This window comes from Streptomyces sp. CRCS-T-1 (genome assembly GCF_024442335.1).
GTDB lineage: Bacteria > Actinomycetota > Actinomycetes > Streptomycetales > Streptomycetaceae > Streptomyces > Streptomyces koelreuteriae.
This window is the reverse complement of sequence record NZ_CP101651.1, coordinates 3,621,006-3,640,158: the sequence shown is the minus strand read 5'-3', so window position 1 is coordinate 3,640,158 and position 19,153 is coordinate 3,621,006. Positions and strand designations below refer to the sequence as shown.

At 72.5% G+C, this 19,153-nt stretch carries 17 protein-coding genes; 12 read left to right on the top strand and 5 right to left on the bottom strand.

Annotation, left to right across the window (positions count from 1 at the left end):
- Window positions 1–25 precede the first annotated feature (25 nt).
- Genes NNW99_RS16260 through rdmE form a run of 4 tightly spaced genes read left to right on the top strand, consistent with a single transcriptional unit; the run spans window position 26 to window position 4,440 of the window.
- On the top strand, window positions 26–1,141 hold the full coding sequence (locus tag NNW99_RS16260) for a methyltransferase (protein ID WP_215119871.1): 1,116 nt from the start codon (window positions 26–28) through the stop codon (window positions 1,139–1,141).
- Between the two features lie 4 nt (window positions 1,142–1,145).
- Window positions 1,146–2,042 (top strand): alpha/beta fold hydrolase, encoded by an 897-nt coding sequence (locus NNW99_RS16255; RefSeq protein ID WP_215119870.1) that lies wholly within the window; start codon window positions 1,146–1,148, stop codon window positions 2,040–2,042.
- A 32-nt stretch (window positions 2,043–2,074) separates the two neighbouring features.
- Window positions 2,075–2,788 (top strand): trans-aconitate 2-methyltransferase, encoded by a 714-nt coding sequence (locus NNW99_RS16250; protein WP_215124306.1) that lies wholly within the window; start codon window positions 2,075–2,077, stop codon window positions 2,786–2,788.
- 56 nt (window positions 2,789–2,844) lie between these two features.
- Window positions 2,845–4,440, top strand: coding sequence for an aklavinone 12-hydroxylase RdmE (gene rdmE / locus NNW99_RS16245; protein ID WP_215119869.1), 1,596 nt, complete (start codon window positions 2,845–2,847; stop codon window positions 4,438–4,440).
- Window positions 4,441–4,583: 143 nt separating this feature from the next.
- Here the strand turns inward: rdmE and NNW99_RS16240 are convergent, their stop codons facing one another.
- Window positions 4,584–5,624, bottom strand: coding sequence for a Gfo/Idh/MocA family protein (locus tag NNW99_RS16240; RefSeq protein ID WP_251057820.1), 1,041 nt, complete (start codon window positions 5,622–5,624; stop codon window positions 4,584–4,586).
- A gap of 162 nt (window positions 5,625–5,786) precedes the next feature.
- Here NNW99_RS16240 and NNW99_RS16235 point away from each other — a divergent pair, with 162 nt between their 5' ends.
- The 5 genes from NNW99_RS16235 to NNW99_RS16215 are packed head-to-tail and all read left to right on the top strand — an operon-like array spanning window position 5,787 to window position 11,883.
- Window positions 5,787–7,124, top strand: a complete 1,338-nt coding sequence (locus NNW99_RS16235; protein ID WP_251057819.1) for a hypothetical protein — start codon at window positions 5,787–5,789, stop codon at window positions 7,122–7,124.
- Window positions 7,121–8,407, top strand: a complete 1,287-nt coding sequence (locus NNW99_RS16230; protein ID WP_215119868.1) for an activator-dependent family glycosyltransferase — start codon at window positions 7,121–7,123, stop codon at window positions 8,405–8,407. Before NNW99_RS16235 ends, NNW99_RS16230 begins: the two co-directional genes overlap by 4 nt.
- Before the next feature lie 11 nt (window positions 8,408–8,418).
- Window positions 8,419–9,720, top strand: a complete 1,302-nt coding sequence (gene rfbH / locus NNW99_RS16225) for a lipopolysaccharide biosynthesis protein RfbH (protein WP_215119867.1) — start codon at window positions 8,419–8,421, stop codon at window positions 9,718–9,720.
- 7 nt (window positions 9,721–9,727) lie between these two features.
- Window positions 9,728–10,513, top strand: a complete 786-nt coding sequence (locus NNW99_RS16220) for an SDR family NAD(P)-dependent oxidoreductase (RefSeq protein WP_215119866.1) — start codon at window positions 9,728–9,730, stop codon at window positions 10,511–10,513.
- An 8-nt stretch (window positions 10,514–10,521) separates the two neighbouring features.
- Window positions 10,522–11,883 (top strand): nuclear transport factor 2 family protein, encoded by a 1,362-nt coding sequence (locus NNW99_RS16215; protein WP_215119865.1) that lies wholly within the window; start codon window positions 10,522–10,524, stop codon window positions 11,881–11,883.
- Between the two features lie 769 nt (window positions 11,884–12,652).
- On the opposite strand, the gene NNW99_RS16205 is transcribed toward NNW99_RS16215, so the two are convergent.
- Both NNW99_RS16205 and NNW99_RS16200 read right to left on the bottom strand, forming a co-directional pair.
- The gene (locus NNW99_RS16205) at window positions 12,653–13,384 is read right to left on the bottom strand and encodes an SDR family NAD(P)-dependent oxidoreductase (protein ID WP_215124304.1); all 732 of its coding nucleotides are present in this window, start codon (window positions 13,382–13,384) and stop codon (window positions 12,653–12,655) included.
- A 55-nt stretch (window positions 13,385–13,439) separates the two neighbouring features.
- Complete coding sequence (locus NNW99_RS16200; protein ID WP_215119864.1) at window positions 13,440–13,847, bottom strand: nuclear transport factor 2 family protein; 408 nt, start codon at window positions 13,845–13,847, stop codon at window positions 13,440–13,442.
- A 173-nt stretch (window positions 13,848–14,020) separates the two neighbouring features.
- On the opposite strand from NNW99_RS16200, the gene NNW99_RS16195 reads away from it, so the two are divergent.
- From NNW99_RS16195 to NNW99_RS16185, 3 genes are read left to right on the top strand one after another with little or no spacing between them, the layout of a single operon-like run.
- Window positions 14,021–14,821: a cyclase family protein gene (locus NNW99_RS16195; RefSeq protein WP_215119863.1), complete on the top strand. Its 801-nt coding sequence runs from the start codon at window positions 14,021–14,023 to the stop codon at window positions 14,819–14,821.
- Window positions 14,822–14,835: 14 nt separating this feature from the next.
- Complete coding sequence (locus tag NNW99_RS16190) at window positions 14,836–15,564, top strand: bifunctional 2-polyprenyl-6-hydroxyphenol methylase/3-demethylubiquinol 3-O-methyltransferase UbiG (RefSeq protein ID WP_215119862.1); 729 nt, start codon at window positions 14,836–14,838, stop codon at window positions 15,562–15,564.
- Window positions 15,561–16,670: a DegT/DnrJ/EryC1/StrS aminotransferase family protein gene (locus NNW99_RS16185; protein ID WP_215119861.1), complete on the top strand. Its 1,110-nt coding sequence runs from the start codon at window positions 15,561–15,563 to the stop codon at window positions 16,668–16,670. The genes NNW99_RS16190 and NNW99_RS16185 overlap by 4 nt, the downstream gene beginning before the upstream one ends.
- A gap of 79 nt (window positions 16,671–16,749) precedes the next feature.
- On the opposite strand, the gene NNW99_RS16180 is transcribed toward NNW99_RS16185, so the two are convergent.
- Both NNW99_RS16180 and NNW99_RS16175 read right to left on the bottom strand, forming a co-directional pair.
- Window positions 16,750–18,192: an NDP-hexose 2,3-dehydratase family protein gene (locus NNW99_RS16180; RefSeq protein WP_215119860.1), complete on the bottom strand. Its 1,443-nt coding sequence runs from the start codon at window positions 18,190–18,192 to the stop codon at window positions 16,750–16,752.
- Window positions 18,189–19,151 carry an NAD(P)-dependent oxidoreductase gene (locus tag NNW99_RS16175; protein WP_251057818.1) on the bottom strand — a complete coding sequence of 321 codons (963 nt, stop codon included), beginning with the start codon at window positions 19,149–19,151 and terminating at the stop codon, window positions 18,189–18,191. Before NNW99_RS16175 ends, NNW99_RS16180 begins: the two co-directional genes overlap by 4 nt.
- Window positions 19,152–19,153 lie beyond the last annotated feature (2 nt).

Genomic DNA, 19,153 nt, shown 5'->3' with positions numbered 1-19,153 from the left:
ACCGACGCCCAAGGGAAGGAACACGGTGAGCTCTTCCGCACCCGGGGAACCCCTGGAACCGACCGACCAGGACCTCGACGTACTCCTGAAGAACCTCGGCAACCTGGTGACCCCGATGGCCCTGAGGGTCGCCGCGACGCTCCGTCTGGTCGATCATCTCCTGGCCGGAGCGGACACCCTCGCCGGCCTCGCCGACCGCACGGGCGCCCACCCTCAGGCGCTCGCCCGCCTGGTCCGGCACCTGAGTGTCGTCGGTGTCCTGGAGGGCGGGGAGAAACCGGACCAGCCGCTGCGCCCCACCCGGCTCGGGATGCTCCTCGCCGACGGCCATCCGGCCCAGCAGCGGGCCTGGCTGGACCTCGACGGGGCCGTCTCCCACGCCGACCTGGCCTTCACCGGGCTCCTCGACGTGGTCCGCACCGGCCGCCCCGCCTACGCCGGGCGGTACGGGCGGCCCTTCTGGGAGGACCTCTCGGCGGACGTGACGCTGGCCGACTCCTTCGACGCGCTGATGTCCTGCGACGAGGACCTGGCCTACGAGGCCCCGGCCGACGCCTACGACTGGTCGGCGGTCCGGCACGTCCTCGACGTGGGCGGCGGCAACGGCGGCATCCTCGCGGCGATCGCCCTGCGGGCCCCGCATCTGCGGGGCACCCTGCTCGAACTCGCGGGCCCCGCCGAGCGCGCCCGGCGCAGGTTCGCCGACGCCGGTCTGGCCGACCGGGTCGCGGTGGCGGAGGGCGACTTCTTCAAACCGCTGCCCGTCACCGCCGACGTCGTCCTGCTGTCGTTCGTCCTGCTCAACTGGTCCGACGAGGACGCCCTGACGATCCTGCGCGGGTGCGTCAGCGCGCTGGAGCCGGGCGGGAAGGTCCTGGTCCTCGACCGCGCCGATGTCGAGGGCGACGGCGCCGACCGGTTCTTCAGCACCCTGCTCGACCTGCGGATGCTGACGTTCATGGGCGGACGGGTGCGCACCCGGGACGAGGTCGTGGCCCTGGCCGCGTCGGCCGGTCTCGCCCTGGCCTCGGAGCGCACGAGCGGCTCCACGACCCTCCCGTTCGACTTCTCGATCCTCGAGTTCACGGCCGTGTCCGAGGAAGCCGCCCCGGCCTCCGAAGCCCTCCCAGCACAGGAGTAGACACATGTCCGAACGCATCGTGCCGAGCGGGGACGTCGAGCTGTGGAGCGACGACTTCGGCGACCCGGCGGACCCGGCGCTGCTGCTCGTCATGGGTGGCAACCTCTCCGCCCTCGGCTGGCCCGACGAGTTCGCCCGGCGGCTCGCCGACGGCGGCCTCCACGTCATCCGCTACGACCACCGCGACACCGGCCGCTCCACCACCCGCGACTTCGCCGAACACCCCTACGGCTTCGGTGAGCTGGCCGCCGACGCGGTCGCCGTCCTCGACGGCTGGGGCGTCGACCGGGCCCATGTGGTCGGCCTGTCGATGGGGGCGACCATCACCCAGGTCGTCGCGCTCGACCACCACGACCGGCTGAGCAGCCTGACCATGTTGCTCGGCGGCGGCCTCGACATCGACTTCGACGCCAACATCGAGCGCGTGATGCGCGGCGAACCCACGCTGGACGGCCTGCCCGGGCCCCAGCAGCCGTTCCTGGACGCGCTCGCCCTGATGAACCAGCCGGCCGAGGGACGCGCCGCCGAGGTGGCCAAGCGCGTCAGCAAGTGGCGCATCCTCTCCGGCACGGGCGTGCCGTTCGACGACGCCGAGTACGCGCGGTGGGAGGAGCGGGCGATCGACCACGCGGGGGGTGCCCTCGCCGAGCCGTACGCGCACTACTCGCTGACCCTGCCGCCGCCGGCCCGGGCCGCCGAGCTGCGCGATGTCACCGTGCCGACCCTGGTCATCCAGGCCGAGCACGACCCGATCGCCCCCGCGCCGCACGGCAAGCACCTCGCCGGGCTCATTCCCAGCGCAACGGTGGTGGAGATCCCGGGCATGGGGCACGCCCTGCCGTCCTCGGTCCACGGGCCGCTCGCCGAGGTCATCCTCGCCCACACCCGCTCGGCGGTCTGACCGTGGCGGACGAGCAGCGGGCGGGAGAGACGATGTACGGGGCGGACCTCGCGCGGGTCTACGACCTGGTGCACCGGGAGCGCGGCAAGGACTACCGGGCCGAGACCGAGGCGGTCGCCGCCGCGGCCCGGCGGAGCAGGCCGGGGGCCGGGCGGCTGCTGGACGTGGCGTGCGGCACCGGTGGGCATCTGCGGCACTTCGCCGACCTCTTCGAGCATGTCGAGGGAGTGGAGCTGTCCGCGCCGATGGCCGAGGAGGCCCGGGCCGCGCTGCCCGGGGTGAGCGTGCACGCCGCCGACATGCGCGACTTCCGCCTCGGCGCCACCTTCGATGTTGTGACCTGCATGTTCGGCTCCGTCGGCTATATGACGTCGGTCGCCGAACTGGGCCAGGCGCTGACGATGTTCGCCCGGCACCTGGAACCGGGCGGGGTCGCCGTCGTCGACCCGTGGTGGTTCTACGAGACGTTCGCCGACGGCCATGTCTCCGCCGACATCGTCGCCGTCGACGGCGTCACCGTCTCCCGGGTCTCGCACTCCGCCCGCCGGGGCCGTACCTCGCACATGGACGTGCACTTCGTGGTCGCCGAACCCGGCGCCGGCGCCCAGCACTTCGTCGACACCCACATCATCTCCCTGTTCAGCCGCGCCGAGTACGAACAGGCCTTCCGCGAGGCGGGCTTCGAGGTCGAGTACCTGCCGGAGGCCCCGTCGGGCCGGGGGCTGTTCGTCGGCGTCCTGGTGTGAACCGGCCGACGCGCAAGGACCCCAGAGAACGAAGCGAACGACGAGAGAGGAGCAACATGAACGACCACGAGGTCGATGTACTGGTGGTGGGTGCGGGCCTCGGGGGCCTGTCGACGGCGATGTTCCTCGCCCGGCAGGGCGTCCGGGTGCTCGTGGTGGAGCGCAGGCCGGGCCTCTCGCCCTATCCGCGGGCCGCCGGGCAGAACCCGCGGACCATGGAACTGCTGCGCATCGGGGGCGTCGCGGACGAGGTGGTCCGGGCCGACGACATCCGCGGCACCCAGGGCGACTTCGTCATCCGGCTCGCCCAGAGCGTGCGGGGCGAGATCCTGCGGACCGTCTCGGAGAGCTTCGACGACATGGTCGCCGCCACCGAGCCCTGCACACCGGCCGGCTGGGCGATGCTGTCCCAGGACAAGCTGGAGCCGATCCTGCTCGGGCAGGCCCGGGGGCACGGCGGCTCCATCCGCTTCGACACCCGGCTGCTGTCGTTCCGCCAGGACGACGACGGTGTCACGGCCCGGCTCGCGGGGCCCGACGGTGAGTACGACCTGCGCGCCGGATACCTCGTGGCCGCCGACGGCAACCGCAGCCTGGTGCGGGAGTCGCTGGGCATCGAGCGGTACGGGCACGGCACGCTGACCCACATGGTCGGGGTCATCTTCGACGCCGACCTCTCCGGGATCATGGAGCCGGGCACGACCGGCTGGTACTACCTCCACCACCCGGAGTTCACGGGCACGTTCGGTCCGACGGACCGGCCCGACCGGCACACCCTCTTCGTCGAGTACGACCCCGACAAGGGCGAGAGTCCCGAGGACTTCACCCCGGAGCGCTGCGTCCAACTCATCGGCCTCGCCCTGGACGCCCCCGAGGTGAAGCCCGAGCTCGTCGACATCCAGGGCTGGGAGATGGCGGCCCGCATCGCGGAGCGCTGGCGCGAGGGGCGGGTGTTCCTGGTCGGGGACGCGGCGAAGGTCACCCCGCCGACCGGGGGCATGAGCGGCAACGCGGCCGTCGCCGACGGGTTCGACCTGGCCTGGAAGCTCGCGGCGGTGCTGCAGGGGCAGGCCGGGGCGGGGCTGCTCGGGACGTACGAGGACGAGCGCAAGGTCGCCGCGGAGCTGGTCGTGGCCGAGGCGCTGGCGATCTACGCGCAGCGGATGGCTCCGCACATGGCGGAGGTGTGGGACAAGTCGGTGGGGTATGCCGAGACGCTGCTCGGGTTCCGGTACCGGTCCTCTGCGGTGCTGGCCGCGGACGACGATCCGGCGCGGGTGGAGAATCCGTTGACGCCGAGTGGGCGGCCTGGCTTCCGTGGGCCGCATGTCCTGGTGTCGCGGCATGGGGAGCGGCTGTCCACGGTTGATCTGTTCGGTGACGGGTGGACGTTGCTGGTGGGGGAGTTGGGGGCGGACTGGGTCGCTGCGGCGGAGGCGGTCTCGGTGGAGCTGGGGGTGCCTGTGCGGGCGTATCGGGTCGGGGCTGGGCTGACTGATCCCGAGAGCTTGGTGTCCGAGCGGTATGGCATTGGGAAGGCGGGGGCGAGTCTGGTGCGGCCGGACGGGATTGTGGCTTGGCGTACGGATGAGGCGGTTGCTGATGCGGGGCGGGCGCTTGAGGGGGTTTTGCGTCGGGTGCTTGACCGCTGACGGAAATGGCTTCGCGCCCCGCCTGAGGATTTGGCGGGGCGCGGTGTCGTTGGCGGGTGCGGGGCGGTGGGGGTTGTTCGCGCCCACGCGGCGGAGCCGCAAATCGACGCAGCCCCGCGCCCCTAAAGGCAAAAAGCAGGGCGTCAGCTCAAGCCCATGTCCATCGCCAGGGCGTCGTGCGGAGGGGACTTCGGATCGCCGATGAGACGGGCCGCGCGGCGGACACGGTCCACCAGGAAGGCCTGGCGGCGGATCGCCGACATGTCGGCCAAAGGGCCGCCGCCCGTGAGGGCCGCTCGGACGAAGGCGTTCATCGCGTTGTAGACCTGGTTGTCCTCGGGGAGGGAACGCTCCGTGACCACGTCCTGCTGTTCGATCCTGACCACGGGCTTGAGCTGCTCGGGGGGTGTGAAGGCGCGCCGGACGCTCACCCGGCCCCGGTTGCCCCACAGGGCGTAGGTCGAGCGGTAGGAGTGCTCGAAGCCGAAGTCGAGCTGGGCCGTCACGCCCCGGTCGTCGCTCAGCAGCACGCTGCCGGCGACATCGGCGCCGGTCGTCTCGTCGACGCGCAGACACGCGCCGAGGACGTCGAGTTCGCCGGTGAGGTAGAGCTGGGCCGCCCGTAGGGGGTACACCCCGACGTCGAGCAACGCGCCTCCGCCCAGGGCCGGCTGGTAGCGGAACGAGTCCGGGGCCAGCGGCGGCACCGCGAACGACCCCGAGAAATGGCGCAGTTCCCCCACGGACTCGTCCAGCATCGCGCGTACCGCAGCATGCTGGGAATGGTGCAGGAACATGAAGTTCTCGGCGAGCACGAGTCCGAGTTCCGAGGCGGTCGACATCAGCTCGAGAGTTTTCTCGTACGTGTCCGACATCGGTTTCTCGACCAGCACGTGCTTTCCCGAACGCAAAGCCCGTAGCGCCCACTCGTGATGCATACCGGGCGGCAGCGGAATATAGACGGCGTCAAGGTCGTCCCGCTCGACGAGCGCCGCGTAATCGCCCATGCCGGCGCAGCCGAAAGCGGCCCCCACTCGCTCGGCACGGGCCTTGTCCCGGCTGGCCACCGCGACGAGGTCGACGTGGTCGTGCGCGGCGAGCACGGGCATGATCCGGCGTATCGCGATGTTCGCCGTGCCGATCACGCCCATGCGGAGCGCCCGTTGCTGACGGTGCTCTGGCATAGGGATCCTCATCACCTTGCGGGAGTCCAGTGGGTTCCACACCGTACGACCGGGAGATCAAGCACTGCTTGAGGAACGGTGGATACGGAAAACGGCAGTTCGAGTGTTCTTCTAATTCGGCCCCGTACCTTGCCGAGGTAATCGGATGACGGAGGTGGCGGGGTGACGGCGGCGACGAATGCCCTGGGGCGCGAACTGCAACTCGTCCACGCGGCACAGTGGCTCTACGCGATCAACGCGGAGCCGTTCGTACCGGGGGCGGGTGACCCGTATGCCCGGCTGGTACGGGGATTCGAGAGCGGCGAGGACGACGCGGGGGGAGCTCTCGCCTCCATCGCGGAGCGGGGGCCGGTGTGGCGCAGCCGGCTCGACACCTGGGTCGTCACCGGCCCGGCGGCGGTGCGGGAGTTGTTCGCCGGCGCGGAACCCGCGGTGTCGGCCGTGGTGCCGCAGGCGGAGGCCTGGCTGCCCGACCCGGAGCGGCAGCGGACGACCGGACTCGCCCGGGACCTGGCGCGGCGGGGCGGGACGAGGGCCGTGGGGAGGTCGGCCGCATCGCTGCGGGAGCAGGCCGGGCAGGCCGCGGCGCGGCTCGGTCCGGGCCCGGTCGACCTGGTGGGCGACTTCGCCGAGCCGCTGACCGCGGCCGCGTACGCCGTGATCCTGGACGTCCCCGAGGAGCGGCGCGCGGCCTTCGCCGCCGACCTCGCGGCGGCGGCACCGGCGGTGGACGCGCTGCTCTGTCCGCAGACGCTGGACACGACGCGGCGACTGGCTGCGGGCGTACGCGGGCTGCGGGAACTCTTCGCCGGGCGCGCCCACGCCGAGGCGGACCTGGTCCTCGCGGTGGCCGGGGCCCGTGCCGCCGCGGACCTGCTCGGCGACGCCCTGCGCGGCCTCCTCGACCGGCCTCGGGAGTGGGAACTGCTGCGCTCGGACCCCGCGCACGCGGCCCGGCTGGTCGCGGAGGTCCTGCACCGGCGCCCGCCGTGGCGGGCCTGTCCTCTGGTGGCCCTCGCGCCGGCCGAGGTGGCCGGGGTCCGTATCGAGGCCGGTGACAGCGTCACCGTCGTCACGACCACCACCGCCGGGACGGCCGGGATCGACGGGGTCGACGGGGTCGACGGGGCCAGCCGGGCCGCCGGGGCTACAGCGCCCGCCGGCACAGCCGGCACCGCCGAGCCCCCCAGCACAGTCGGCACCGCCGAGGCCCTCAACACCGGCCGAGGCGCCGGCGCCGGCGGTGCCGGCGAACCCGGCGCGATCACCGTGCTCGCCGAGGACACCAGGACCAGCGGTGCCCCGGCGCCCCTCCCCGTGCCCGCCTGCGCCACCCTGCTCCCGGCCGCTCGGGCGGTCGCCGAGTACGGGCTGGTGGCGTTGGCCGCGCGGTTCCCGGGGGTGCGGCCGGGCGGGGAGGTGGTGCGGGGGCGGCGGGCGCCCCTGACCCGGCGCCTGGTCAGGCTGCCGGCCCGCATCGGCGAGGAGGAGACGCGATGAAGGTTCTGTTCACCTCACTGGCCCACCACACCCACTACTACCCGCTCGTACCGCTCGCCTGGGCGCTGCGCACCGCGGGCCACGAGGTGCGGATCGCCAGCCAGCCCGAGCTGACCGACGTCATCACGGGCACGGGACTGACCGCCGTCCCCGTGGAGTGGTCGCTCGGCGCCCTGGAGGACCTCGGGCTGCTCGGCAAGCTCCACGACGAGGCCTCGGCGCATGTGCAGGGCTTCGACTACGCCGCCCGGGGCGAACACCCGTGGGACTACGAGCAGTTGCTGGCGCTGGAGAACATCATGGTGCCCACGCTCTACGGCGCGCTCAACAACGACACCATGGTCGACGCCCTGGTGGACTTCGCCCGCTCCTGGCAGCCCGACCTCGTCGTCTGGGAGACGTTCACCCTGGCCGGGGCCATCGCGGCCCGGGTGACGGGCGCGGCGCACTGCCGGCTGGTCTCGGGCCCGGACATCAGCGTCCGGGCCCGCAAGGAGTTCCTGCGGCTGGCTGCCGAGCAGGAGCCGGAGCACCGCGAGGACCCCACCGCCGAGTGGCTGGAGCGCACCCTGCGACGGCTGGGCTCCGACGCCGGGTTCGACGAGGACATGGTCACCGGCCAGTGGACCGTCAACACCACACCGCCCAGCACCCAGCTCGACCTGAAGCTGCCGACCGTGCAGGTGCGCCATGTGCCGTACAACGGCCCCGCGGTGGTGCCGGACTGGCTGCGGGCCGACCCCGGGCGCAGCCGCGTCTGTGTGACGCTCGGCTCCTCGGCCTCCGACGTCGGCGTCGACATGGCCGAGCTGCTGGCCCATCTCGCGGAGCTGGACGCGGAGATCGTCGCGACCGTCGACGAGGCGACCCGCGAGGCCGCCAAGGATCTGCCGGACAACGTACGCCTGGTCGACTTCGTCCCGCTCAACGACCTGCTGCCCACCTGCGACGCGATCGTGCACCACGGCGGCGTCGGCACCAAGGCCACGGCCGAACTGCACGCCGTGCCCCAGCTGATCCTGGCCTTCGGCTGGGACACCGAGGTCATGGGGCGCGGTCTGGAGGACATCGGCGCCGGTCTGTGCGTGCCGAGCGCGGATCTGCTTCCGGACGTCCTGCGCAAGCAGGTCCAGCGGCTGATCGGCGAGCCGTCGTTCGCGGACGGCGCCCGCCGGCTCCAGGAGGAACTGCTCGCGGTGCCCAGTCCCAACGAGGTCGTTCCGGTGCTGGAGCGGCTGGTCGCCGAGCACGGCACGCACGGCTCAGTCCACGACCGAGGGTGAGGGATCCAGACGTGACGGACACCAAGGCGCTGGTGCTGGAACTGGCGCGTAAATACCACAAGGAGCAGGAACCGCGCGGCTTCGAACCCGGGGTGACACCGATCCTGTCCTCGGGCGCTGTCCTCGACGAGGAGGACCGGGGCGCGCTCGTCGAGGCGGCCCTGGAGATGCGGATCGCCGCCGGGGCGCGCACCCGGAAGTTCGAGAGCGACTTCGCGCGCTACTTCCGGCTGCGCAAGGCCCACATGGTCAACTCGGGATCGTCGGCCAACCTGCTGGCGGTCAGCGCGCTCACCTCGCCGAAGCTGAAGGAACTGCGGCTGCGCCCCGGCGACGAGGCCATCACGGTCGGCGCCGGGTTCCCCACGACCATCAACCCGCTCGTCCAGAACGGTCTGACACCGGTCTTCGTGGACGTCGAACTGGGCACCTACAACGCCTCCCTGGCCCAGATCGAGGCGGCGATCTCCCCGCGCACCAGGCTCATCATGATCGCGCACGCGCTCGGCAACCCGTTCCCCGTCGCCGAGGTCGCGGAACTGGCCCGCCGGCACGATCTGTTCTTCATCGAGGACAACTGCGACGCCGTCGGCTCCACCTACGGGGGCAGGCTCACCGGTACCTTCGGCGACCTGTCGACGGTGAGCTTCTACCCCGCCCACCACATCACCGCCGGCGAGGGCGGCTGCGTCCTCACCGCGAGTCTGGAACTGGCCCGGATCGTCGAGTCGATGCGCGACTGGGGCCGGGACTGCTGGTGCGAGCCGGGCACGGACAACACCTGCCTGAAGCGGTTCGACTACCAGCTCGGCACCCTCCCGGCCGGCTACGACCACAAGTACATCTTCTCCCACGTCGGCTACAACCTGAAGGCCACCGACCTCCAAGGCGCCCTGGCCCTCAGCCAGTTGAAGAAGGTCGACGACTTCGGCGCGGCCCGGCGGCACAACTGGCAGCGGCTGCGCGACGGCCTGGCCGACGTGCCCGGACTGCTGCTGCCGCGGGCCACCCCGGGCAGCGACCCCAGCTGGTTCGGCTTCGCCCTGACCGTGCTGCCCGACGCGGGCTTCACCCGCAGGGACCTCGTCGACTTCCTGGAGGCCCGCAGGATCGGCACCCGCCGGCTGTTCGGCGGGAACATCACCCGCCATCCCGCCTACCAGGACGTGCGCTACCGGATCGTGGACGAGCTGGTCAACTGCGACACCGTCACGGAGGACACCTTCTGGATCGGCGTCTATCCGGGGCTCACCAAAGAAATGCTCGACTACGTCGTCGAGTCCATCACCGAGTTCTGCACGCGAAAGGGCTGATCGGAGCATGTCCTCACCCACCAGCCGGGTCGCCGTCGTCACCGGTGCCACCAGCGGGATCGGCCTCGCCGTCACCCGGTCCCTGGCCGCCGTCGGCCACCGCGTGTTCCTCTGCGCCCGGGACGCCGACCGGGTCGCGCTCACCGTCAAGGAGCTGCGCGCCGAGGGCCACGACGTGGACGGCGCCGCCTGCGACGTACGGGAGGTCGCGGAGATCGAGGCGCTGATGTCCGCCGCGGTCGAGCGCTACGGGCCCGTCGAGGTGCTCGTCAACAACGCCGGCCGCAGCGGCGGCGGCCCCACGCACACCATCGCCGACGAGCTGTGGGACGACGTGATGGCCACCAACCTGGACAGCGTCTTCCGCATCACCCGCGCCGCCCTGACCACCGGCCGGATGCGCGAGGGGAGCTGGGGCCGGGTCGTCAGCATCGCCTCCACCGGCGGCAAGCAGGGCGTGGTGCTGGGCGCCCCCTACTCCGCCTCCAAGCACGGGGTCGTCGGCTTCACCAAGGCTCTCGGGCTGGAGCTGGCCAAGTCCGGGATCACGGTCAACGCGGTGTGCCCCGGCTATGTGGAGACGCCCATGGCGGTGCGGGTCCGGCAGGGCTACGCCGCCGCCTGGGAGACCACCGAGGAGGAGGTGCTCGACCGGTTCCAGGCCAAGATCCCGCTCGGCCGCTACACCACGCCCGACGAGGTGGCGGGCATGGTCGGCTATCTGCTGACCGACGCGGCCTCATCCGTCACCGCGCAGGCGATCAACGTCTGCGGCGGGCTGGGAAACTACTGAGGAGAGCCATGCCGGAGGAGACCGAGCACACCACCGTCCACGAGATCGAGGTGCGGGCCCCGGCCGGGGCCGTGTTCGACCTGGTCGCCGAGGCCTCCCGCTGGCCGGTGCACTTCCCGCCGAGCGTGCACGTCGAGCGACTGGAGGGCGACGACCGGCAGGAGCGGCTGAGGATCTGGGCGACGGCCAACGACGAGGTCAAGTGCTGGACCTCGCGCCGTGAGCTGGACCGGGCCGGACTGCGGGTGACGTTCCGGCAGGAGGAGTCGCGGGCGCCGGTACGGAGCATGAGCGGCGAGTGGCTGCTGGAGCCGCTCGGCGACCGGGGCACCCGGGTGCGGTTCACCCACGCGTTCACCGCCGTCGACGACGACCCCGAGCACGTCGAGTGGATCCGCCGGGCCATCGACACCAACACCGGGTCCGAACTGGAGGCCCTGCGCCGGGGCGTGGAGGACGCTGACCCGGAGCTCACCTTCACGTTCGACGACAGCGTGCGCGTCGAGGGCTCGGCGAAGGACGCGTACGAGTTCGTCCGCGCGGCCGACCGCTGGACGGAGCGGCTGCCGCACGTCGCCCGGGTCGTCCTCACCGAGGACACCCCGAACGAGCAGATCCTGGAGATGGACACGCTCACCGCGGACGGCGCGACCCACACCACGCGTTCGGTGCGCGTCTGCTTCCCCGCCGAGCGGATCGTCTACAAGCAGATCCAGACACCCGCGCTGATGGCCGCCCACACCGGCGAGTGGATCTTCGAGGAGGACGACAAGGGCTGCACCGTCACCTCCCGGCACACCGTACGGATCGCGCCGGACGCCGTCACCACCGTCCTCGGCCCGACGGCGGACGTGGCCGCCGCCCGCACCCTGATCCGCGACGCCCTCGGCCGCAACAGCCTCACGACCCTGCGCCGCGCGGCCGACCACGCCGAGCGGCTGCGCGGCACCGAGCCCGTCCCCGCCGAGACGTATGTCGCCGTGCAGCAGTTCTACGCCCGGCAGATGCGGCTCCTCGACGAGCGGCGGGCCGAGGAGTGGGCCCGTACGTTCACCGAGGACGGCGTCTTCGCGCAGAACATCGCCCCCGAGCCCCTGCGCGGCCGGGACGCCGTCGCCGCCGCCGTACGCCGCAACCTGGAGCGGACGGCGGACACCCCGGAGCAGCGGCGGCACGTCTTCTCCATGCTCACCGTCGCACCCGGGCCCGACGGCTCCCTGAACACCCGCTGCTACGCCCAGGTCCTGATCACCCCGTCCGGAGGACCGGCCAGACTGCACCTGAGCGCGGTGTGCGAGGACGAACTGGTACCGCACGGCGACGGCGGCTGGCTGGTGCGGCACCGCAGGGTGGAGCACGACGGCGTCTGAGCCGCCGCTCCAGGGCCCACACGTCGACGGGCCGCACCTCATCGAGGTGCGGCCCGTCGGTGCGCGGTCCAGCTGTCCGTGAGGGCCGGGCGGCGGCGAGGCCCCGGCACCCCGCGCGGCACGGGGCGGCGGCCCGGGCCCTCAGCGGGGCCGGCCCAGCCCGCCCCGGCCACCGGCCGCCCGGCTGCCCGTGCCGTCCGGCTGCCCGCCACCGGCCCCCCGGCTGCCCGTCACCCTGCCGCCTGTGCGGTCTGGCCGCCCGTGCCGCCCGTGCCGTCCGTGCGGTCCGGCTGCCCGCCACCGGCCCCCCCGGCTGCCCGTCACCCTGCCGCCTGTGCGGTCTGGCCGCCCGTGCCGTCCGTGCGGTCCGGTTGCCCGCCACCGGCCCGCCCCGGCTGCCCGTCACCCTGCCGCCTGTGCGGTCTGGCCGCCCGTGCCGCCTGATGCTGCTCGTGCAGTCCGGCTGCCCCGGCCGTCGGCCGTCCGTGGCGCCCGTGCCGTCCGGCTGTCCCGGCCGTCGGCCGTCCGTGGCGCCCGTGCCGTCCGGCTGTCCCGGCCGTCCGTGCCGTCCGTGCCGCCTGTGCTGCTCGCGCCGTCCGTGCAGTCCGGCTGCCCGTACTGCCCGTACTGCCCGTGCCACCCGTACTGTCCGTGCCGCCCGTACTGCCCGTGCCGCCCGTACTGTCCGGGCCGCTCGTGCAGTCCGACTGCCCGGCCGCCCGTGCCGTCCGATGGTCCGCCTGGCGGGAGCGGCCCGGGAAAGGAGCCGTCAGGTCAGGGAGAGGCCGCCGTCGACCGGGACGACCGCGCCCGTCATGTAGCGGCCCTCGGGGTCGGCCAGGGCGGTGATCCACCAGGCCACGTCCTCGGGGGTGGCGACCCGGCCGAGGGGGATGCGCTCGGCGAGCTGGCCCAGGAAGCCCTGGTACTCCTCGGCGGACATGCCGACGCGTTCGCCGATGCCGGTGTCGGTCACGCCGGGGGCGACGGACACCACCCGGATGCCGCGCGGCGCCAGTTCGACGGCCCAGGTGCGGGTGAAGTGGTTCAGCGCGGCCTTGGTCGCCCAGTAGACCGAGTTGTCGGGGAACCCCTGGATGCCCAGCGAGCCGGCCGAGCTGACGTTGACGATGGTGCCGCCGGTCGCCTCCAGGGAGTCCAGCGCGGCCTGCGCCACGAAGGCCGGGGCGATCAGGTTGACGGCGACCTGGTGCTCGGTCGCGGCCCGGTCGAGTTTGGCGAGCGGTGCGAAGGAGCCGGTCCCGGCGTTGTTGACCAGCACGTCCAGCCGTCCGAACGCCCGCAGCGCGGCCTCCACCACCGCCTCGCCGGCCCCCGGCTCGGTGATGTCCGCGACCAGGGTGCGAATGCTCTCGTGGCCCTCGGCCGTCTCGTCGAGGGCGGCGGCGGTGCGGCCCACGACCAGGACACGGTCTCCCCGCCCCGCGAAGCGACGGGCCGTCGCACGGCCGATTCCGGTGCCCCCACCAGTGATGATCACAGTCCTAGGAGTCATGCCGGGACGCTACTGACGAGGGCTCGAAGCCGGGTCGAGGTCAGTGCGCCGGCCGGTCGTCCCGGGTGATGTGCCGCTCCGCCACGAGCAGTTCGCCGTCCCGCCGGACCAGCCGGTCGCGCATCACACAGGACAGCTCCACGCGCGGGGCGCCGCCGCGCGGGGTCGCCAGGATCTGCACGTACGAGACCGTCTCGATGCCGACCCCGGTGTCCCGGGCGGTCGTCATGGTCACCCAGTGTCGGTGCGTCTCCCCGGCCGCGGCCCGTCCCTCGACCGCCGCCCGCGCCCCGGCGGCGATGCCGTCCCGGCCCCGCACGGGCTCCGTCATCGACGGGGCCTTGAACTCGGCGTCGGGCGTGAACGTACCGGCCCACGCCTCGGCGGCACCGCCGTCGAGCAACTGCATGTGGCGGGCGTAGAACTGCTGGATGTCGGTGCTGTTCACGAACGGCCTCCCCGGCGACGGTCCCGCGTGTCGGTCCTCGAAGCCCGACCCTGGCGCACCCCCGTCGCACGTCTGTCGAATCCCGCTCGAGACGGCCGCGCGGTCGTCGAGCGGTCTTCCAATGCCTTCCGAGCGGCTGCGGCCAGGCTGGCCGGGTCGTCCAGGAGGTGACCGTGCGCATCATTGACCTGTCCTCGCCGGTGGACGCCGGCTCGTTCGAACCGGACCCGGTGGTCCACGAGGTGATGTCCCCCCGCGAGGGCGCGCTGCACATGCGCGACGAGATGCGGCGCCACTTCGACATCGAGTTCGACCCCGACGACCTGCCCGACGGCGAGTTCCTCTCGCTGGACCGGCTGAGTCTGACCACCCACACCGGCACACACGTCGACGCGCCCTCGCACTACGGCTCCCGGACGACGTACGGGACCGGCGTGCCCCGGCACATCGACGCGATGCCGCTGGAGTGGTTCCTCGCCCCCGGGGTCGTCCTGGACGTCCGGGGCCGCGAGGCGGGTGTGGTGGACGCGGCGGACCTGCGCAAGGAACTCGACCGGATCGGCTACCCGCTCGCCCCGTCCGACATCGTGCTCCTGCACACCGGCGCCTCCGCCTGGTCCGGCACCAGCCGGTACTTCACCGACTTCGTCGGCCTCGACGCGAGCGCCATCGCCTTCCTGCTCGACGCGGGCGTCCGGGTGGTCGGCACCGACGCGTTCAGCCTGGACGCGCCGTTCACCACGATCATCGCCGAGTACCGGCGCACCGGGGACGCGGCCGTGCTCTGGCCGGCCCATGTCGCCGGACGCCACCGGGAGTACTGCCAGATCGAGCGGCTCGCGGGCCTGGAGGAGCTGCCCGCCCCGTACGGCTTCCAGGTGGCCTGCTTCCCCGTGAAGGTCGCCGGCGCCGGGGCCGGCTGGGCGCGCGCGGTCGCCCTCGTCGACGACCAGGCCCCCCTGACCAGCCCCTGACCCGAGGAGAAACCATGTACAGCACCGACCTCGCCGAGGTCTACGAGACGGTGTACCGCAGCCGGGGCAAGGACTGGGCGGCGGAGGCCGAGGACATCGCGGCCGTGGCACGCCGGATCGCCCCGGGCGCCGACACACTGCTCGACGTGGCCTGCGGCACCGCCGCCCATCTCGGCCCCTTCAGCAAGCTCTTCGCCACGGCGGAGGGCCTGGAGATCGCGGCGCCCATGCGTGATCTGGCACTGGACCGGTGGCCCGGACTGACCATCCACGAGGGCGACATGCGCGACTTCGACCTCGGCCGCCGCTACTCCGTCGTCACCTGCATGTTCTGTGCCATCGGCTATCTGGGCAGCGTCGAGGAGATGCGCTCCGCCGTGGCCTCGATGGCCCGTCACCTCGAACCGGGCGGCGCGCTGGTCATCGAACCCTGGTGGTTCCCCGAGCAGTTCAAGGAGGGGTTCGTCGCCGGGGACCTGGCCCGTGAGGGCGAGCGGACCGTCGCCCGGATCTCCCACTCCACCCTCCAGGGCCGCGCGACCCGGATGGAGGTGCAGTTCCTCGTCGGCGAACCGTCGGGCATCCGGACCTTCACCGAGATCGACGTACTGACCCTGTTCACACGCGAGGAGTACGAGCAGGCGTTCAAGGACGCCGGCTGCTCCGTCACGTACCAGCCGGGCCCGCCGACCGGCCGGGGCCTGTTCACCGGAGTCAAGGAGCGGGAGGTGTCCGGGCGATGACCACCTACGTCTGGGACTATCTGCGGGAGTACGCCGAGGAGCGCGAGGAACTCCTCGACGCCGTCGACACGGTGTTCCAGTCCGGTCAGCTCGTCCTCGGACAGAGCGTCTCCGGCTTCGAGCAGGAGTTCGCCGCCTATCACGGGCAGCCGCACTGCGTCGGCGTCGACAACGGCACCAACGCCATCGTCCTCGGCCTCCAGGCGCTCGGTGTGAAGCCGGGCGACGACGTGCTCACGGTGTCCAACACGGCGGCCCCCACCGTCCTCGCCATCGACGCCGTCGGAGCCCGGCCGGTCTTCGTCGACGTGCGCGAGGAGGACTACCTCATGCGCACGGACCTGCTCCACGACGCGCTCACCGAGCGGACCACGGCGATCGTGCCGGTGCATCTGTACGGGCAGTGCGTCGACATGGCCGCGGTGACCGCGTTCGCGCGGCGCCACGGTCTGAAGGTCCTGGAGGACTGCGCCCAGGCCCACGGCGCCCGCCACCACGGCCGGCTCGCCGGGACCATGGGCGACGCCGCGGCCTTCTCCTTCTACCCGACGAAGGTCCTCGGGGCGTACGGCGACGGCGGCGCGGTCGTCACCCACGACGCCGGCACCGACGCGGAGCTGCGCCGGCTGCGCTACTACGGCATGGAGGACCGGTACTACGTTGTCCAGACTCCCGGGCACAACAGCCGCCTCGACGAGGTCCAGGCCGAGATCCTCCGCCGCAAGCTACGGCGCCTCGACGCTTACGTCGAGGGCCGGCGGCGCGTGGCGCGACGCTACGCGGAGGGGCTGGGGGACACCGGCCTGGTCCTGCCCGAGAACGCGCTGGGCAATGATCACGTCCACTACGTCCACGTGGTCCGCCACCCCGAGCGGGACCGGATCATCGAGCGGCTCAAGGCGTACGACATCGAGCTGAACATCAGCTACCCCTGGCCGGTGCACACGATGTCCGGCTTCGCGCACCTCGGCTACCACGAGGGCGATCTGCCGGTGACGGAGCGGCTGGCGAAGGAGATCTTCTCGCTGCCGATGTACCCCTCGCTGCCGGGGCACGTCCAGGAGAAGGTGATCGAGGCGCTGCGCGAGGTGATCGCCGGCCTGTGACGCCGTGCCCCTGCGAAACGCCGTGTCCCGGTGAGGCAGTCCGCCTCACCGGGACACGGCGTTTCAGGGTCCCCGTCCGTCAGCCCGCGTGGTACAGGCTGTGCAGGCAGGCGATCAGGCTGCGGGCCTGGACGTTGACGTAGTGGCTGTGCCGCAGCAGGTCCGAGAGCTGGTGCAGCGTCATCCAGCGGTGGTCGGGAAGGTCGCGGGGCACGTCCTGGTCGGTCTCCACGATCAGATAGCGGTTGAGCGCGTGGAAGAAACGCCCGCCCTCCTCGGAGAGCACCGTGTCGAACCGGACGCGCTCCGCGGGAGCCCCCAGCACCTCGTCGAGGAACGGCGGCGCGGCCTGGCCGGGCAGCTGCGCGTGGCTCTCCGCGACGCACTGCACGGTGGGGCCCAGCTCCACCACGTCCGCGAAGCCCGGCTCCACGCGCGCGTGCACGAGGACGTGCAGCACCCCCTCGAACCGCCGGACGAGGAAGGCGATGACGCCCTGCCCCACCGGTTCGATCATCGGCTGGCTCCACCGGTGGACCTCACGGCCCCCGGCGTCGACCTGGACCCCGATGACATCGAAGAAGGCGCCCGCGTCATGGCGGATGCGCTCGTCGGTGCGGCTCCAGTCGCGCAGCTCGCCGAGCGCGACCCGGCGGACCGCGATGTCGCTGCTGGTGCGCCGGTCGGTGATCCAGCCGAGGATCTCCGCCGCGCTGTGCACACTCACCGCCCCGGCATCGCCCGAGCGCAGCAGCGCCGACCCGAAGTCGTCCCCGTCGGGCTTCTCGGTGTCCGGGCCGGTGAACGGCAGGCACGACAGCACGGTCCGGGCGTCCATGTTGACCGTGTCCTTGCGCCCGAGCAGCTCGTGGATCTGGCCGAGCGTCATCCAGCGGTACCCGTCGAGGGCCTCCACCGGCTCGGGCAGCTCGACGACCACATTGCGGTTGCGCTTGCGGTAGAACCACGACCCCTGCTCCGACTGCCGTACGTCGGCGAGCACTCCGGGACGGCTGTGGATGTCCATGAAGTGCTCGAGATACGGCACCGCCCGCCCCTGGTGGACCCGGGTGTAGTTGCTCCGGGTCGCCTGGACGGTCGGGGAGAGCTGGAGCCCCTCGGCGTTGCCGGGCTCGACCTTCGCCTGCATCAGGCAGTGCAGCACCCCGTCGATCGGGGCGGTGAGGATGCCGAGGATGCCGATCTCGGGCTGGTTGATGATCGGCTGGGTCCACCGGGCCACCGGCGCGCCCGGGTTGCTGACCTCCAGCCCGTGCACGGTGAAGAACCGGCCCGTGTGATGGCGCAGATCGCCCGTGCCCGGGTCGGTCTCCCAGCCCTCCAGGGCGTGCAGGGGGACCCGGTCGACATGGGTGTAGGCCCGCCGGCCGTAGTCGGCGAACCAGTCCGTGAAGTCGGAGAGATCGCCGAGGGGGCCGGTCCGCAGCCGGGCCGAATCGTCGATCCGTCGTTCGACGGGATCCCGGGTCGCGGCGGACGAGGGGGCAGGGGTGTCGCTCATGAGACCTCCAGGGAGGTGGTGTCCGCTGCCGCTTCCCACATCGCCCGGACGGAGTCGCCGAGCTCGATCGTGGGCCGCCAGCCGAGCACCTGGGCGGCGAACCGGATGTCCGCGCAGGTCCAGCCGCCGCCCTTGCTGGCGACCTCGGCGGAGTCGATCTTCGCCGACGCGGCGTCCACGCCGGCCGCGTCGAACAGGGCGTCGACCAGGTCGCGCATCGGCACCGCCTCGCCGCGCCCGATGTTCACGACCAGGCCCGTGACGGGCGCGTGCACCGCGGCGACGGCCGCCCGGGCCAGGTCCCGTACGTCGACGAAGTCCCGCCGGGCGTCGGCGACGTCGAGGCCGATCACCTCGCCGGGGCCGAGGGCGCGCAGCCGGGCCACGACGGCACCGAGGAAGCTGGCCGTCGGGGTGTGGGGTCCGCAGACGTTGACCGCGCGCAGCACGACCCCGTCCACCCGGCCATCCCGAGTCTGGGCGAGCAGATGTTCGGAGCCGGTGCGCTTGGTCAGCCCGTACGGGGTCAGCGGGCCGGGCTCGCGCTGTTCGTCGATGCGGACCCCCTCGGGCACCGGCCCGTACTCGTGGATCGAGCCCATCTGGACGATCCGCAGCCGCCGGGAGGTCGCGACGCACCCCTCGACCAGGCGCTCCACCAGGTCGATGTGGGCGCTGCGCATCTCCTCGACGGTGGTGCCCCAGCCGCCGGTGGCGTTGACGACGGCGGTGACGCCGTGCCGGTCGAGGAGCGCGGCGATCTCCTCCGGCGCGGCGGCGGCGACATCGAGGGGGACGAAGGCGTCCGCACGGGTGTGCGGGGCTGGGTGCCGGGCCACCGCGAGCACCCGGTGCCCGGTCCGCAGCAGTTCGTCGCAGAGGCTGCGGCCGACGCATCCGGTGGAACCCAGCACGGCCACGGTCCCGGCGGTCTGCCCGCCCTGTGTGGTGGTGGACATCG